The sequence below is a fragment of the Veillonella sp. CNR 79/14 genome (assembly GCF_003992185.1).
GTDB lineage: Bacteria > Bacillota > Negativicutes > Veillonellales > Veillonellaceae > F0422.
On sequence record NZ_RQVH01000004.1, the window covers coordinates 50287 to 69201 of the forward strand.

13 protein-coding genes and 1 other RNA gene are annotated in these 18915 nt (G+C 39.8%); all 14 read right to left on the bottom strand.

Going from position 1 to position 18915, the window contains the following annotated elements; translation table 11 throughout:
- Positions 1-22 precede the first annotated feature (22 nt).
- Positions 23-1984, bottom strand: coding sequence for a YgiQ family radical SAM protein (locus tag EO119_RS02485; RefSeq protein ID WP_126940551.1), 1962 nt, complete (start codon positions 1982-1984; stop codon positions 23-25).
- 18 nt (positions 1985-2002) lie between these two features.
- A complete protein-coding gene (locus EO119_RS02490) occupies positions 2003-2449 on the bottom strand; it encodes a helix-turn-helix transcriptional regulator (protein WP_126940552.1) in 447 nt (148 codons plus the stop codon).
- Positions 2450-2502: 53 nt separating this feature from the next.
- A complete protein-coding gene (locus tag EO119_RS02495) occupies positions 2503-5229 on the bottom strand; it encodes a DNA translocase FtsK (protein ID WP_126940553.1) in 2727 nt (908 codons plus the stop codon).
- Between the two features lie 115 nt (positions 5230-5344).
- A complete protein-coding gene (locus EO119_RS02500) occupies positions 5345-6643 on the bottom strand; it encodes a replication-associated recombination protein A (protein WP_126940554.1) in 1299 nt (432 codons plus the stop codon).
- A gap of 279 nt (positions 6644-6922) precedes the next feature.
- Positions 6923-7095: non-coding RNA, 6S RNA (gene ssrS, locus EO119_RS02505), on the bottom strand.
- 98 nt (positions 7096-7193) lie between these two features.
- A complete protein-coding gene (gene aspS / locus EO119_RS02510; protein WP_126940556.1) occupies positions 7194-8990 on the bottom strand; it encodes an aspartate--tRNA ligase in 1797 nt (598 codons plus the stop codon).
- A gap of 1 nt (position 8991) precedes the next feature.
- The gene (gene hisS / locus EO119_RS02515; RefSeq protein WP_009352959.1) at positions 8992-10266 is read right to left on the bottom strand and encodes a histidine--tRNA ligase; all 1275 of its coding nucleotides are present in this window, start codon (positions 10264-10266) and stop codon (positions 8992-8994) included.
- Entirely contained in the window at positions 10266-11858 is a 1593-nt protein-coding gene (gene hemZ, locus EO119_RS02520; RefSeq protein ID WP_126940557.1) for a coproporphyrinogen dehydrogenase HemZ, read from the bottom strand. The genes hisS and hemZ overlap by 1 nt, the downstream gene beginning before the upstream one ends.
- Before the next feature lie 22 nt (positions 11859-11880).
- Positions 11881-12372 (bottom strand): Fur family transcriptional regulator, encoded by a 492-nt coding sequence (locus EO119_RS02525; RefSeq protein WP_009352981.1) that lies wholly within the window; start codon positions 12370-12372, stop codon positions 11881-11883.
- On the bottom strand, positions 12365-13435 hold the full coding sequence (locus tag EO119_RS02530; RefSeq protein ID WP_126940559.1) for an AI-2E family transporter: 1071 nt from the start codon (positions 13433-13435) through the stop codon (positions 12365-12367). The genes EO119_RS02525 and EO119_RS02530 overlap by 8 nt, the downstream gene beginning before the upstream one ends.
- Positions 13436-13443: 8 nt before the next feature.
- The gene (locus tag EO119_RS02535; protein WP_009353002.1) at positions 13444-14067 is read right to left on the bottom strand and encodes an MBL fold metallo-hydrolase; all 624 of its coding nucleotides are present in this window, start codon (positions 14065-14067) and stop codon (positions 13444-13446) included.
- Positions 14068-14079: 12 nt separating this feature from the next.
- Complete coding sequence (gene dtd / locus EO119_RS02540) at positions 14080-14529, bottom strand: D-aminoacyl-tRNA deacylase (protein ID WP_009352832.1); 450 nt, start codon at positions 14527-14529, stop codon at positions 14080-14082.
- A complete protein-coding gene (locus EO119_RS02545) occupies positions 14526-16685 on the bottom strand; it encodes a bifunctional (p)ppGpp synthetase/guanosine-3',5'-bis(diphosphate) 3'-pyrophosphohydrolase (RefSeq protein WP_370447308.1) in 2160 nt (719 codons plus the stop codon). The genes dtd and EO119_RS02545 overlap by 4 nt, the downstream gene beginning before the upstream one ends.
- A gap of 65 nt (positions 16686-16750) precedes the next feature.
- Entirely contained in the window at positions 16751-18757 is a 2007-nt protein-coding gene (gene recJ / locus EO119_RS02550) for a single-stranded-DNA-specific exonuclease RecJ (RefSeq protein ID WP_126940561.1), read from the bottom strand.
- Positions 18758-18915 lie beyond the last annotated feature (158 nt).

Consider the following 18915-nt stretch of genomic DNA (forward strand, 5'->3'; position numbering starts at 1 on the left):
CTCCTTTACCTATTAGAGATACCTAACCAAAATTCCTTTTTTTCATTCCTTTATTTTTTTGATTTCCTATACCAATTTTAGAACCACTATTTGCACGTTGTCCCCCTTGTATAGGTCCTCGTCTTCTACCTGCTAGTTTTACTCCACCTTTAACTGAAGATTTACCACCATTAGTTTTTGGAGTATTTCGTTTTATATTGCGCGGAGGAATCAAGCATAATGGTCCAAATCCGATTAAATCTCTGCGATTCGCTTTGATTAAAGCTTCTTTTACTAAGTCGTAATTTTCTTCTCGTTTATATTGCATCAAAGCCCGTTGCATAGCTTTATCTCTGCCTTTTTTAGCCACATATACAGACTCACCTGTAAGGGGATTGATACCTGTATAATACATGGCAGTCGATAAGCTACCTGGAGTAGGGATAAAATCTTGTACCTGTTCTGGAGTCATATTTTGATCTCGCAAAAATTCTGCCAATTCAATAGCATCTTCTAGGGTACAGCCTGGATGAGAGCTCATAAAATAAGGCACCAAAAATTGTTGTTTACCTAATTTGCGATTCGCCTCATCAAACCATGATTTGAATTTTAAGAAGTAACTTTTATTGGCTTTCCCCATGATAGTCGTTACATGCTCCGACACATGTTCAGGAGCTACTTTTAGTTGACCACTTACGTGATGTTCGCACAATTCTCGAACGAAGTCTTTGTTATTATCATCCAATACATAGTCATACCGTAAGCCAGATCGAACAAATACTTTTTTTACACCTTTTATGTTACGTACTTTTCGCAAAATGCTCACATAGTCATCATGATTTGTGTTTAATTGAGGACATGCTTTGGGCGCAGCACATGTTTTCCCCTTACAAGCACCTACTTTCAACTGCTTATCACAAGCAACATGACGAAAGTTTGCCGTAGGCCCCCCTACATCATGAATATAGCCTTTAAATCCATCCATAGCCGTCATACGGTGAGCCTCGTCTAAGATGGACTGATGACTACGATTTTGAATAATTCGCCCTTGATGACTTGTAATAGCACAGAAAGAACAACTACCAAAACAGCCACGATGGCTAGTAATACTAAATTGCACTTCCGTTAAAGCAGGTACTCCGCCGGCTGCATCATACATAGGATGCCATTTTCTCGTATAAGGTAAACTATAGACATGGTCCATTTCTTCTTGTGTTAATGGTAAGGCTGGACTATTCTGCACAATATAGCGATTGCCATGCCCTTGCACCACTGTTTTCCCATAGTATGGATCTTGCTCATCAAATTGCATCTTAAAAGCTTTGGCAAAAACTTCTTTATCTGCTGATATCGCTTCGTAAGATGGACATTCAATGGCATTCTCTGGCACTGTGTTAGCAATATAACAAATCCCTTTAATCATTGGTAACCGTTTTTCTAATTGATCTCTATCCAAGGCTTCGGCGATTTCACGAATTTGTTTTTCTCCCATACCATAGATAAGAACATCTGCCTTACTATCCATCAATATAGAACGACGTACCGTATCTGACCAATAGTCATAATGGGCAAACCGTCGCAAACTCGCTTCAATGCCGCCAATGACAACAGGAACCCCTTTGAAAGCCTCTCGCATACGATTGGCATATACCACCGTAGCTCGGTCTGGGCGACGTCCAGATTCTCCTCCTGGAGAATACCCATCATCACGACGATGTTTCTTGGCTGCTGTAAATTTATTGAGCATACTATCTAAATTGCCTGCTGTCACCAAGGACGCCAATCTAGGCTTTCCTAAGACCTTAAAGGCGTTTACATCATTCCAATCTGGTTGAGCTATGATACCTACCCGATATCCATAGGACTCTAATAATCTACCAATCACAGTAGGTGCAAAAGAAGGATGATCCACATAGGCATCTCCGCTGATAATGACAAAATCAAGTTCAGCCCACCCTCGTTCGTCCATTTCTGCTTTTGTAGTAATTAAATATTGTTCTTTCATAGTATTCCTTAAACTGTATTACACGAAAAATAGCCAACCTAAAAACAGAATGATGAGTAGCAAAATACCACCTACTACAAATCGTTCTATCATCATCGTTTTTTGTCGTTTTGCCTTGCGACTTTCATAGGTTAACCGTTGTTTCGGCGCCTCAATCAACTCCTGTTCTCGAAACGTATCATTTTTATCTTGTTCTTTTAACACCATTCTGCGTTTGGGAATTGTCAAGGATTCGCCCATTCTATTTTTGAAAGTATCTACCAATCGACGACTATCTAAGCCCAGTAGTTCACTATAATTTTTGATGAACCCTTTCGTGTACACACTTCCCGGTATACGTCTAAACTCATCATGCTCTAAGGCATGTAGGTAAGCTACTTTTATATGTAATACATCTTCAATTTGTTCTAATGTTAAGCCGCGTCGTTGACGCTCACGTCTAAGTTCTTCGCCAATCGATGCCATAGAACCTCCTATACATATAGGTGCCATCTACATAACGCAAATGGCACACTACTCTAATCTACTGTAAAATTTGGGAAATATAATTCTCGAATTTGATCTTCTCCCATTAAAATATCGCGACCTTTACTACTATTCGTAGGAGGTCCAATAATTTTCATATCTTGCATGGTATCAATTAAACGACCGGCTCTAGAAAAACCAACTCGCAATCTACGTTGCAAAATAGAGGCTGACGCACTACGTTGTTCTAGTACAATTTGTACAGCTCGTTCCAACAATTCATCTTGTTCCTCATCACTGCTGACGGCATCAGAACTTTCAGCACCTTTATCGGTTTCTGCCATCATCACTTCATCATATTCTGGCTGACCTTGCCCTTTGACAAAAGCAATCAATTCTTCCACTTCTTCATCAGAAATGAAGGCCCCTTGAATACGAATTGGTTTATTCGCTCCTATAGGATTAAATAACATATCGCCACGACCTAATAGGCGTTCTGCTCCTGCTTGGTCCAGAATGGTGCGAGAATCAATTTGAGTAGCCACTGTGAAAGCAATACGACTCGGTACATTGGCTTTAATTTTACCTGTAATCACATCCACCGATGGACGTTGCGTTGCCAATACCATATGAATCCCTGCGGCACGTGCTTTTGCGGCTAATCGGTCAATGGATTCTTCCACATCTGGATTAGTCATCATCAAATCAGCTAACTCATCGATAATAATTAAAATGAGAGGCATCGATTTGGTTGGATTTTGCTTATTATAGCTAGCCACATTACGCACGCCTGCTGTGGCTAATGTCATATAGCGGGCATCCATTTCACGAACTGCCCATCGTAATACAGCAGCTGCTTTATTCATATCTGTTACCACTGGCAACATCAAGTGTGGAATACCGTTATACACGGATAACTCTACCATTTTAGGGTCCACCAAAATCAGTTTCACTTCATCTGGCTTACGACTAAACAAGATGCTAGAGATCAATGTATTGACACAAACAGATTTACCAGACCCCGTGGATCCAGCCACCAATAGATGTGGCATTTTAGCCAAGTCCGTAATAACCGGCATGTCTGCAATATCTTTACCAAGTCCTACCGGAATACCACCACTCGCTTGTTGGAACTCTTCACAGTCCAATACATCTCGTAAATGAACAGCAGACACATTTTTATTAGGAATTTCAATGCCTACTGCAGACTTTCCTGGTATAGGTGCTTCCATACGAATATCAACGGCTGCCAAGCTCATTTTTAAATCATCTTGTAAACCCATAATTCGGCTTACTTTTGTCCCTTTCGCAGGTTCTAATTCATAACGTGTTACCGTTGGACCTTGGGTGGCATTCACCACTTTTGCTGTAATACCAAAATTATCTAATGTTTCTTCTAGCAAGACTGCATTATGAGCCACTTCTTCACTGGTTACAGGATTAGATTTTCCCTGTGAAAGCATCGTCAACGGAGGATATTGATAAGGCTTTTCTATCGTCCTAGGACGCGCCACGCCATCCGTGTTCACAGCTACTGCTGCAGTATCTTCTTTCGTAGTTTCAATGGTTGGTACTTCTACCAAGGATCCTACATAATTAGTAGTTTGCAAAAATGATGGAGGTTTTATAGGTTCTAAATTTATAGACTCTTCTGGTACATAAGAGTCTTTGTCCACATCTGTGGTCTCCCTATCTTCCCCTATATCCTGCAAAGAAGCATCGTCTGTGATAGGTTCCTCTGCTCGATCTACCACTAGAGAATCCTCTAGTGTCTCCACCATAGAAGTACTAGTCACTATCTCATCTTCAAGTAGTTCTGGCTCTGGAATATGGTTATGTGTAGTATCATATTCTTCCATTTCATTAAAATCTGCTTCCTTCTGTGCATTAGAAGCGATTACTTCTTCCACTGGTGTGGAGTGTACCGTTTCTTCTAGGTTTGATACCTGTGTTCTCTGAACTTCTTCAATCGCTTTTTCAGCAGATTCAGCACCAGTTTTTTCAGTAATTACATCAACATCAGATTCCAATTCTGTATCAAACATATCCTCTTCTATTTTAGGATACCTCGTATCTTTTTCACGATCATAGGCCTTACGACGTTCTTCACGCCATTCATGTACTTGTTCACGAATGGCACTAGCTGTTTCTGTTGCTTTTTCTTGCGCTATTTCGAGACCCACACTAGCCTTATCCTTCGCTTTATGCAAGCCTTCACGAAGAGATAATTTTGTAATCCCCAATACACAAGCAAGGCCCAAAATAGATGTCACTAAAATGCCGCCAATATTCCCTAATAAGTTTCTTAAAAAAACTCCTAATAAACCACCTAGTACACCGCCATTATTTGCTAATGTTGTAGTTCCTAATTCATCTCCATTATCGACATTCCACAGTACCAGTTGCACTAATACAACTAGCAATAACGCTGTATATAGCAATCCTTTTCTTGTAATTGATGCCAATGCCCCTTTATAAAGCCAGCACCAGCCATTGTATAGAACCCATATAGCTACAACCCAACCACCTAGGCCAAAACCATAAGAGAAAATACCACTGATAATACTTCCTAAGGCTCCCAGTTCAATGCCGGCCATACCTACAAGTGCTAATATAGCAAAACACATGAGAAGTAAGCCTTTCACCTCAGTGCGAATTCCCTTAGGCTGTGCTTTAGTTCCCCTAGTGCTACCTCGTTTATCTTCTTTAAGAGGCGTAGAACGTTTCGATTGTATCTTTTGTCCCCTTCTTGGGGCCTTACCTTTCTTTTCCTCTACCATCTTCCACTCCAAAACTCTGTTTCTATCATATACCTTAGCACTTTATTATACCATTTTCACCTATGAAAGTATATCGAATATTCTCAAAGCTGAGCCTTCTCACAAGAAAATAACCTTATCCTTTACGTGTTTTCCAAGCTTTCACAATTTCCCCTTCACAACCCCGTTCTAAAGGGGTATAGAATGTCTCACCTACTAAGGTATCTGGTAAATACTGTTGCTCCACATAACCATTAGGATAATCCTGTGCATAGCGATAGCCAACTCCATGTCCTAATTGTTTAGCACCTCCATAATGAGCATCTCGTAAATGTTTCGGCACCTCACCTTGCTCCTTATGGCGCACCGCATGGATAGCTGCATCAATTCCTAGGTAGGCACTATTGCTCTTAGGTGCTAAAGCTACATATACAGCAGCCTCTGATAATATAATGCGCGCCTCTGGTAGACCCACCATATGAGATGCTTGGGCCGCTGCATTTGCCACTACCAAGGCTTGTGGATCTGCTAGTCCTACATCTTCTGCTGCACAAATAACAATGCGTCTAGCAATAAATACAGGATCCTCTCCTGCCTCAATCATACGAGCTAAATAATATAACACCGCATCTGGATCAGAGCCACGCATACTTTTAATGAAAGCAGAAATTACATCATAGTGATTATTCCCCTTCTTATCATACCGATACACTCGTCGACCTAGTACTTTTTCTATAATTTCTATGGTAATTTCTCCACCAGATCGAACCATAGCCCCCACTTGCTCCAGAATATTTAGAGCCATACGGGCATCTCCATCTACAAAGCGGCCTATATCCTCTAATAGATCGTCTGTCACAATCAGTGCTTTCTTACCTAGACCATACTCTTCATCTGTTAAAGCACGACGTAAGATTGCCATTAATGCCGTAGCATCTAATCGCTCTAGGGTAAGCAAGCGCAATCGAGATAAAAGAGGTCGATTCACTTCAAAAAAAGGATTCTCAGTGGTGGCACCAATTAAAATGATTTGACCACTTTCCACTGAAGGCAACAATACATCTTGCTGACTTTTATTGAAGCGATGAATTTCATCTAAGAATAAAATTGTCCTCTGGTGCAAAGATGTACGAATACGCATCGCTTCTTCAATAGTGCTTCGAAGTTCACCAATCCCCACATTGGTCGCATTAAGCATAACAAAACGACTACTAGTTAGCTCCGAAATGATTTTGGCTAACGTAGTCTTACCTGTTCCAGATGGCCCATATAGCAATAAAGAGGGTACCTTATCTTCTTCAATCATAGAGCGAAGAAATGTTCCAGGCCCTACTACTTGTTCTTGTCCAAAGAAATGGTCCAATGAACGTGGTCGCATGCGGACCGCCAAGGGTTCAAATGGATCTACTGGTTCCATATTCTCAAACAAATTCATCCTTACACCTCCCTATATTTACCATCATATATTGATAACTACTACCGTGCATGCAGTAGTACATACATATATACTTATACATAGTTGATGCCCGAGCTTCCTTCTTAGTAGCCTTATCTAACAATTCCTGTATAGTTTACAAAATCACGTTGAGCAACAAACTTGTAGAAACCTGATGTTACAACAAATATTATCTGTACATTATTATACATGCATCCAGTTATATAGTCTATATGTTCTTATTAATGCAAAAAAAATAAACCACCATAAGGCGGTTATAAAGGCCCCACTATGCCGTATCCATACCGTGTTTTGATCCTGCAAGGGCAGGTGGGTTTCCTCCTTGTAAGATTACAGTCCTCGTAGAGGCAGAGCGCCCTTACAAGAGTGAGAATCCCTAAGTTAAAATGTTGGCTCAAAACTGCGATATAACACGCACATAGCAGGAATTTCTTTACTCATAGTATAGCAGAAAGGAACGGTCATTTCAAGAAGAAATACACCGTCCCTTTCCTTAAAAGTATATCAATTTTCTATTGGACAAATTCGATTATACTAATTTTTCTTTTGCCACATCTGTTTTGATATGTAATTCACGCAATTGTTTTGGAGCTACCTCAGATGGAGCTTGGCTCATCAAGTCGGATGCACTTTGTGTTTTAGGGAATGCAATCACGTCACGGATGGATTGACGTTTCGCCATCAACATTACCAAACGGTCTAAGCCAAAAGCACAACCACCATGTGGAGGAGCACCGTATTCAAAGGCATCTAACATAAAGCCAAATTTAGAACGACTTTCTTCTGTGCTTAAGCCGATCGCATTGAATACTTTTTCTTGTACATCAGATTGATAAATACGGATGGAACCACCACCGATTTCCACACCATTCAATACCATGTCGTAAGCGATGGCTTTTACAGCACCTGGATCTGTGGCTAACAAGTCCATATCCTCTTCACGTGGAGATGTGAACGGATGATGCATTGCCACAAAGCGTTTATCTTCCTCGTCGTATTCAAACATAGGGAAATCAGTTACCCATAAGAAGGCCAATTTGTTTTCATCAATTAATCCGCGGCGTTTACCCATTTCAAGACGTAATTCGCCAAGAGCTTTCGCAACCACAGCTGGTTTGTCCGCAATCATCAATACCAAGTCACCTGGCTCTGCGTTCATTTTTGCACCGATGTTACGAATAGTATCTTCACCTAAGAATTTCATGATTTGAGATTTGATTGTGCCATCTTCATTGAAACAAGCCCAAGCCAAACCTTTGGCACCATAGATACCTACGAAGTTTGTCAAATCATCTAATTCACGACGTGGAATACCTGCATAACCTTTTACAACGATACCTTTTACTTGACCGCCATTGTCGATAACGGAGCGGAATACTTTGAACTCTGTATCTTGCACACAGTCAGTTACATCTGTAAACTTCATATCAAAACGGATATCCGGTTTATCAGAACCATATTGATTCATCGCATCATCCCAAGTCATGCGAGGCATTGGTAATGGAATTTCCACATCTTGTGCCGCTTTAAATACATGGGCAATCATTTGCTCTTGCATGTTCAAGATTTGCTCTTGGTTCATGAAGCTCATTTCGATGTCCAATTGTGTAAATTCAGGTTGACGGTCTGCACGTAAATCTTCATCACGGAAACAACGAGCAATTTGGAAATATCTTTCATAGCCAGCAACCATCAAAATTTGTTTGAAAATTTGTGGAGATTGTGGCAATGCATAAAATGTACCAGGATTTACACGAGATGGAACTAAGTAGTCACGAGCTCCTTCTGGTGTACTTTTTGTCAACATTGGTGTTTCAATTTCCAAGAAACCATTGTTGTCAAAGAAATCGCGCATCGCTTTTGTCACTTTATGACGCAAGATCAAGTTTGCTTGCATTTCTGGACGGCGAAGATCTAAATAGCGATATTTTAAACGAATATTTTCATCTACATCGATATTGTCTTGAATATAGAATGGAGGTGTTTTCGCTGCATTCAATACACGTAACTCTTCACAGTACATTTCATATTTACCAGTTGGTAAATTAGGATTCACAGCCGCTGCATCACGTTCTGTAATTGTACCGCGTACGCACAATACATATTCATTACGCACATCTTCTGCTTTATGGAAGGACTCCATATTATGATCAGGAGATGCCACGATTTGCACAACCCCAGAGCGGTCACGTAAATCAATAAAAATCAATCCACCATGATCACGACGGCGCTCTACCCAACCGCAAAGAACCACTTCTGTTCCTACTTGTTCTGCACCGATAGTTCCACAATGATGTGTACGGTGTAAACCTTTCATAGTTTCCATTCTAATTTCCTTTCACTAACTCAGTTATACGGTTTGTAATCTCAGCTAAGGATACTGTTTCTTGTTCAGATGTATCCATATATTTTAAGATGACCTTACCTTCAGCTAATTCATTATCACCAATTATAATAACATATTTTGCGTTAATTTTGTTAGCATACTTCATTTGGCTCTTCATAGATTTACCAGAACCTTCCATTTCTGCTTTTACATAGGCATTACGCAGGGTATTTGTAATTCTGAAAGCCTCTTTTTGTGCCATTTCTCCTAATGCCACTACGAAGACGGAATCTTCTTGTGTTGGTTCTGGTAATAAGCCTTGTTTTTCTAGAGCCAACAATAACCGTTCCATACCCATCGCAAAGCCTACCGCAGGTGTATGTGGTCCATCTAGTTCTTCTACTAGACCATCATAACGACCACCACCAGCAACAGCACTTTGAGACCCCAATGGAGTGTACTGTACTTCAAAAGCAGTTTTCGTGTAATAGTCTAAGCCACGAACCAAGCGTGGATTTAAACTGAATTTCTCGCCAGCTGCTGTTAAGTATTCTTTCACATGATGGAAATGATCTTGACACTCTTCACATAAATTATCACTTAACTCCGGAACACCTACTGCCAATTGTTGGCACTTTTCTTCTTTACAATCAAGGATACGCAATGGATTCTTGTATAAGCGGCTTTGACACAGTTCACATAGTTCTTCTTTTTTTGGTTCAAAGAAAGCAATTAGTTTCTCTCTATACGCAGGACGACACGTTGGACAACCTACAGAGTTTACTTCTACATTCAAATCTTTTAAACCTAGGTCACGCAATAATTGCAACACCAAAGAGATACATTCCGCATCAGCACTTGGAGCTTGTGTACCCAATAATTCTACCCCAAATTGATGGAATTGACGATAGCGACCAGCTTGCGGCTTATCGTGACGGAACATAGGGCCAATATAGAACCACTTTGTAATCGATTCTTGTCCATAAATTTTATTTTCTAAATACGCACGCACCGCAGAAGCAGTTCCTTCTGGACGCAATGTATAGGATTGATCTTTTTTATCTCCTGTAGGAAAGGAATACATTTCTTTTTGTACGATATCTGTAGTTTCCCCAATACCGCGTAAAAATAAGCCTGTTTCTTCAAACATAGGCGTACGAACTTCTTCAAATCCATAGGTCTTACATAATCGACGAATGGTATTTTCAATATAGTACCAATTTCCAAGAACACTCGGCAATAAATCCTGTGTCCCTCTTGGTTTTTGAATAGCCACTAGCTGTCCCTCCAATGTTCATTACTTAGTAAATCGCGTTTCTCTAATAGTCGTTGTATATCTTGAATATACGTATCTACATCTTTCGGCATGTATTGTTTTTGTTGTCTAAAATCACTGCCACCTATCCATTTAGAGACACTACCTGGTCCTATAGAAAGTATGGGCTGACGTTCTTCTATCATTTGTATATTATAAATGCTTTCATAGTTTGGCAAGGTGTAGCCAATGTTCTCCATTTGCCCCACCATGTATTGTTGACGATACATATAGTATGGTATATATCCTAATTGTAATAATGCTTCATGGGTTTCATCTAACATGGTTTGGACCATATCCTCAGAAGGAATCTCTTTGGCAAAGCTACTCCCATATAAAGGACTACCTTTTTTCAACGCTAATGTATGGACAGTTACATTATGAGGACGTAACTGCTCAATGTATTGCACATTCTCTTCCATATTTTTTACTGTTTGACGTGGTAATCCTGCAATAAAATCCATATTGATAGAACAATTTGTGTGACTCGCCACATACTCATAGATAGATAAAAATTCTGCAACGCTATGACCACGGCCAATGATACGCAACAAATCATCCTGCATCGTTTGGGGATTCAAGCTAATCCTAGTAACACCCGCATCTACAATAGATTGAACCTTGTTAGCATTCAATGAGTCAGGACGCCCGGCTTCTACAGTAAACTCACGGCCCTTTGGAATCACATCTCCCAATGCATGCACAATATGGTGAAAGTCTCCATCTCCTAAACTGGTTGGAGTTCCTCCACCCATGTATAACGATTGTACCTCTAAACCATATGTTTTAACAAGTCTTTTCAAGTGTTCTATATCACGATGATAGACATCCACAAAGTCCTGTATCTTTCCATAGTTCTGAATGAGTCCATAGGGAAAGGAACAATAGGTGCAATGAGTTTCACAGAAAGGAATGCCACTATACAAACTAATCTCCTTAGGAGATTGTTGTACATGTGCTACATACGGGCGTTCCAGTACTGCCACTTGCTCTAATAATTTCCACTTCACATGGCTAATACTATGGATACTTTCCAGTTCTTGCCGAACCTTCTCTAAATCACCTAAGGAGTCCCATAGTTTATGGGTCAACTTAGTAGGCCGTACGCCTACTAAAGTGCCCCATAAACTAGTCCTCACACCCAATATACGTCTAAGCTTTGATAAGACTTCTCTGCCTATCAGTTTCCGACCTTCCACAGTGTCTTTTCCAGAAATAGACCATATATGAAGATAGTCTGCGTATAACTCTGATGGTCTCTGTATACCAGTCTCCAATAGCTCTTCTTGTACTCTAGTATGGCAGAACAACTGTACTACCAACTGTGTACCATCAGTATCTGCCTCTAGTTCACTGATAATATCCCCAAATTGTACTAACACACTCGGAGTAGACTCATTTTGCCTATACTCTATGGGAAATAGACCTTGTACATAAGGACTAGAGCCAGATTCCCTAATATCCGATACATATATAATAAAGTCAGGGTTGTCTTTCGATGAAAACAATCCCACTGCACCACATTGATGAGCTATGACAGAACCTAACTCCATAGGTCCTTCATAGCTATATGTATTATGCATGTTCTTTTTCAGATTCTGCTTGTTTTGCCTTTTCATGACATTCGCCACAGAAACCGTATACTTTTAATTGATGGTCTGTGGTATGGAAGTTCAATTTTTTAGCGATAATGGATTCTAATGTTTCCAACATATCATCTTCAAATTCTTTCACACAGCCACACTTAACACAAATCAAATGATGATGGAAATGAGATAATTCATCGCTATTTAATTCATAGCGATTACGACCATCACCAAAATCCAAACGTTTCACTAAGTCTAACTCAGTGAATAAGTCCAATGTACGGTAAATCGTAGCTAAACCAATATCTGGATTGTTCTTTTTCACTAAAATATACACATCTTCTGCACTTAAGTGCTTCTCTTCTGCTTCAATAAACGTTTGTAAGATAATTTGACGTTGTGTTGTTAATTTATATTTTTTATCTTTAATACGCTCTTTTAATTTTTCCATTGTTGCTTGTACTTCCATTGCTTTATCCATGATGTTCCTCTTTCTGTAAACTATAATATTTATTAAAATACCACAACCGTTTTGCTATAATTTGTGCTACAGCTGTCAATGGTACGGCAGTCATCATACCGATCATCCCAAAGAAATAGCCTCCCACAAAAATGGCTGTAATAATAACTAATGGGGGAAGATTAATAACATGCCCCATAATCTTAGGCATAATAATTTGTCCATCTAGCACTTGCAAGATCCCATATGTAATGGCAACTTTTACGGCTAGAGGACCACTAATAACAGCGGCTAAAATAATGGCTGGCGCCGCACTAATAAATGGTCCAATGATAGGAATCCACTCCGCGATACCCGCTAATACTGCTAATACAAGAGGATACGGCAAATCGTAGCAATAGCATACGATAAATGTAAGGCAAAACATATTACTTGCTAATAGCAATTGTCCCCGTAAATATCCTCCTAAAGTACGAATAATATCATTCACTACGTCTTCCAAATGAGCTGAAGTAGGGCTGGAAAAAATATTTAATATAGCCCGTTTAATACTACGTCCATCTTTCAGTAAATAAAATGTTAAAATCGGTACTAATAACAATTGTAATAAGGTACTAGCAAAGGAAACAATAGCAAGCACACCACGTTGTGCTAAATCCACTCCATAATTACCAATCGTAACTAGAGTTGAATTAATCACACCTTCAAATTGATGTGGTATGATACTTTCACCATCGATACCTTGTAATCCTTTTACCACTTCTACAAATTGGTCTAATACATATGGTAAGTTAATTAATAATTTTGTTAATTCACTAATTACTGGTACCATCACATATCGAACCAACACGGTAGATACGAGTGCCACTACCACGAAAGATGGAATAATAGCTAACCATCGTGGGCATTGTTTCCAATACTTTCGAATATATTGTTGCGTCATATTTACCCAAGGCCATAAGAGCAAGGTTAAAATAATAGCAATCACTAAGGGAATCACTACCGGTAATGCAATCGTTAGACCTATACTCGCTAAAATCAGTAAAATACAGCGTAGCCAATATTGTATAGATTTATCTCCCATCCTATCACCTACCGTACAAATGGATTAAATTGCTTTTCATCGCCAATTGTTGTTTCTGGTCCATGTCCAGGATAGACCTTTGTATCTTCTGGCAATGTATATAGCTTTTCTTTAATCCCCTTACTTAATACGTCAAAATCTCCATTAGGAAAATCCGTCCTGCCTATTGACCCTTGGAACAAGGTATCCCCTGCCAGTAAAGTTCCCTCTGTGTAATAACATACTCCACCTGGTGTATGACCTGGTGTTTCAATCACAGTAAAGGTAGTGTCACCTAAGGAAATCGTATCGCCCTCTTTTACATAGCGTACATCATCTACTTCTGCTGTAATATAGCGACCAGAATGAGCACTCAAATTCACCGTTGGATTCGTCAAACATTCCGCATCGCCTTCGTGAATATATACTGGCACATGGTACGCATCCACCAACGTTTTTACAGCTCCAATATGATCACTGTGCCCATGAGTTAATAAAATACCTTGCACCTTAAATTCGTGACTATCTAGAATTTCTTTTAACTTTTCTCCTTCGTCGCCTGGATCAGTTACAAGGCACGTATTATCTGCTTCATTATGCGCAATGTAACAATTCGTTCCATACGCCCCTAAGGGCATATAATATAACTTCATTTCTTAACTCCATTAAAACTCTTTACTACTCTCTAATAGAATCGTCACAGGTCCATCATTGACCAATGCTACTTGCATATGAGCTTGAAATTGACCTGTACTCACGATTAAGCCTTTTCCTTTGAAAGCCTCTACTAGCTCCAAATATAAGCGCTCTGCCATCTCTGGTGGAGCTGCTTTCATAAAATTCGGTCGACGCCCCTTACGCGCATCTCCGTAGAGAGTGAATTGCGAAACTACGCACACCTCACCACCTACATCTAATACGGATAGGTTCATCTTATCCTGTTCATCTTCAAAAATGCGTAAGTGGCTTACCTTTTCACAAATATATTGTACATCCTCTATTGTATCCGTATCTGTTACGCCTACTAGTACTAAAAGACCTTGCTTCGTACTACCAATAACAGACTCATCTACGGTAACCGAAGAAGAACTCACACGTTGTACAACGGCTCTCATGCTTTCCCTCCTCGATGGACTGAATATACATCTTTCACTCGGCGCAATTTCGTCATCACATAATCGAGTTGTGACAAATCTTTAATGTCTAGCATTAAATGGATCGTTACATCTTTTGCATCGTCAGTTTTCGCATTAATATTGGAAATGTTAATTTTCATTTCTGACAAGACTGCCATCACTTCCATTAACAAACCACTGCGATCATAGGCATGCACGGACACACTTACTTGGAATTGATCCTGTGTAGCTCCTTCCCAATCGACTTCTATCATACGATTCAAATCATCTGGGGTATGACCAATATTGGTACAATCTGCACGATGTACAGAAACGCCTCGGCCTCTCGTAATATAGCCAATAATGTCGTCTCCTGGTACAGGATTACAGCAACGAGCCATACGAACCATCACACCAGCTTCACCTTTTACAAGAACACCACTGCTACTTTTCTTAGATTTTCCTTGATGTACTTTAAGACGGTCGATGACAGCCATCGTATCTTTTCGCTGCTCTTCCTTAGCGACTTCCTGCTTATGAATGTCCACTAATCTGAGCAATACTGTATTCACTGAAAGTCCACCAAATCCAACGGCAGAGTACAGCTCAGCTTCGCCGCCAGCATTCAAAGATTTTCCAATCTTTTCTAGGCGACCATTTTTTGTTAAGTCCTTCCAATCATAGCCTAAGCGTTTCGCTTCTTTTTCTAATAGTTCGCGACCTTTGACGATATTTTCTTCTTTATTTTCACGCTTAAACCAGTTTCGAATCTTTGTCTTACTTTCTGTAGAGCCGACAATATTTAACCAGTCTAACCGTGGTTTCCCATTTTTAGAAGTGACGATTTCAACGATGTCACCATTTTGCAATTCATAATCCAAAGGAACAATCTTGCCATTAATTTTGGCTCCTACACATTTATTCCCCACATCGGTATGAACACGATACGCAAAATCCAGTGGCACTGTGCCTTTCGGTAACTTCATAACGTCGCCTTTTGGGGTAAAGACGAATACTTCCCCTGTAAAGACATCCAGTTTCAAAGCGTTAAGCAATTCTTTCGGATCGCTTGCATCTTGCCACTCAAGAACATGACGAATCCAGCCTACCTTTGCATCAAAATCAGCTTCTGCTTTCCCTTTATTACCTTCCTTATATCGCCAATGGGCGGCTACACCATATTCAGACACACGATGCATATCCCAAGTACGAATTTGAATTTCTACAGGCTGACCTTTTGTACCGATAACTGTGGTATGCAAGGATTGATACATATTCGACTTCGGCATCGCAATGTAATCTTTAAAGCGATACGGCAAAGGTTTCCACAAACTATGTACTGTACCTAGCACGGCATAACAATCTGGAATCGTATCTACGATGACTCGAACGGCATACAAATCATAAATTTGAGATAAATCTCGATTGTCCTTTTTCATTTTCTTATAAATACTATAAAAGTGTTTGGGACGACCTTTTACATCTGCTTTAATATGAGCATGTTCCAAAGCATCTTTCAAAGTATTCATAGTATCATTTACAATATCCTCACGAGCTTGTCGTTTTTCACTCATCTGTTGTACTAGGTCATAATATTTTTCTGGTTCTAAATAGCGGAACGATAAGTCCTCTAGTTCCCATTTAATATTAAAAATACCTAAGCGATGTGCCAATGGCGCAAAAATTTCTAATGTTTCTTGGGCTATGCGTTGTTGTTTATCAGGACGCATATGCTTTAAGGTACGCATATTGTGTAATCGGTCCCCTAGCTTGATGACCACTACGCGCACATCTTTTGCCATGGCCAAAATCATCTTTCGATAATTTTCAATTTGCTGTTCTTCTTTTGTTTGATACTGAAATTGATTTAGTTTTGTAACCCCATCTACCAAGAATGCCACTTCTGGTCCAAATTGTTCTTCTATTTCCTCTAAGCTTATCTCTGTATCTTCCACTACATCATGTAATAAAGCAGATACCAAGGTAGATCGATCAATTTGTAGTTCGCTCAATATGGTGGCAACCCCTAAAGGGTGCAAGATATACGGTTCTCCAGAAGCCCGTTTTTGTGGAGCATGCGCTTTATCTGCCAGTGCAAACGCACGCTCTATGACTGGCCAGTCTTCTTCTGGTAAATAGGACCGAACACGGTCCATAAATTGTCCATATTCTCGTTCTTTATTAAATGTATGCTCCTGAGGGGTACTTATAGTACTTACCATTATGATCCCTCCTGACTATAAGTCATAAACGTCAACGATGTGTGAAGTTCCAACTTTTGTTGCACATTCACCCAGCGATATACATGACGTCCATCATCCAATGCTTCCTCTTTTAGAATGCCTAAATCTTTAAATACATCTAAAGCAAGGATTGCTTCTCGCGAAGTCATTTCTTGTGGCTTACACTCTAACGCTTCTCGCTCCACTATATACTTTGGTGCTGTGGGAGACCGGAAAATATGTTTTACCACAGTATACATCTTGCGTAAGCTATCTACTTCTAGTCGTTCTCTTTGTTGTGAAAGTGGTTCCAAGTCTTGCACAATGAGTTGTGGCATCACCACGCCTTGCCATTCATTTTTCTGCAAAGAAAATGCTACTTTTACAGGGTCATCTGCAAAGATTTCCTGCATATAATGTGCCCCTTGCCAAGCCACCGCATCAATGGGGCCCTGTTGACCTTGCAAGATAATTTTACAATGATTTTTTTGAAATCCCATAGGGTACAGATTCTGCACACGAATCTTAGGAAGTGCAAACACAGGCGTACTATTCCCCATACCATAAGGCTCTAAAGTAGCTATTTGATCAATTAACTCAATGCTAATATCATCGCTATGCATAGCACCATCAACGGTGACAATGGGAATATAATCTTCTTCTGTTAATTGTTTACGGCAAAACTCACTAGCTTTTTCACGTAAGGCATCAATATGCTCTGCTTGTACACTAAATCCTGCCGCCTGTGCATGTCCACCAAACTGTATTAATGTATCTCCCGCAAAGGTTAACATATCATACATATTACAATGATCAATACTACGACAGGAGCCTTTACCAATTCCATCATGAATACTAATCACCATAGTCGGTTTATAAAAGGCTTCTACCAAACGGGACGCAACGATACCGATAACTCCAGGATGCCAGCCTTCGCCTGCCACTACAATACATTGATCCGCCAAACTTCCTTGTGCTAATACCGATTGATACGCTTCTTCAAAAATAGCTCGTTCAATCTGTTGTCGCTCCGTATTTGTTTCTTGCAACTCTTCTGCAATTTCCATGGCCTCAACTAGGTCTGTGGTAATCAGTAATTCTACAGCTCGTGTCGCATGCGTCACCCGTCCTGCTGCATTTAATCTTGGTGCTAAGGTAAACCCAATATGGCCTGCAGATAGTACTTTTCCTTCTAAACCGGCCACTTGCACTAAGGCTTGAATCCCTACATTGGGAGACTCTGTCATCTTACGCAAACCTTCACGGACGATAATCCGATTTTCTCCCACTAAGGGAACTACATCAGCAACCGTGCCCAAAGCTACAATATCTAAGTCTTCTCGATATTCTTCACCAGTACGACGCTTCCATAAAGCTTGGCAGACTTTGAATGCCACACCTACGCCAGATAAGTTTTTATCTGTATAGGGACACTCTGGCTGTTTATGGTTAACCACCGCTGTAGCCCTTGGTATTTGCGGCGGTGATGTATGATGGTCTGTAATAATCATAGACACGCGATCTCTCACAGCTTCTACAATATCATAGGAACTAATACCGCAATCTACAGAAATAATTAAATCTGTTTTTTGAGCAATCAAATATTCCAAAGCTTCTAAGTTGAGACCATATCCTTCACTTTGTCGCTCTGGAATATAATAAGTTACATTCGCTCCTAATCGCGAAAAAAATCGGTACATTAGTGATGTAGCCGTAATACCATCTACATCATAATCTCCGTAAATGACAATGGACCCATTCATGGCTAAGACTCTTTCGATTTCTTCCACAGCCTGTGCCATTCCTTTTAACATAAAAGGATCTAATAAATCATCCATTGTGCTATATAAGAATGTTCGACCTTCTTCTACAGTGGTAATCCCACGGTTTGCCAATAAATGAGAAACAATAGGATGCACTGCTAATCCAGAGGTCAATTGAGATTCTATTTCTTTTTGATGTTCGGCAATTTTCCAACGTTTGCCTTTTCGTTTATCTAGTTTCATACGTACCTCTTGGAGGGATATTTCTTTCATTATCATTATCATTATTATACATGAAAGTCCGAGTATTTTCAATAAGTATCATTATTAAAAATATAATAATTTACTTTTATTATTACATCTTATGACAAAAGTAGTGTTTATAATTAAATTTCTTCACT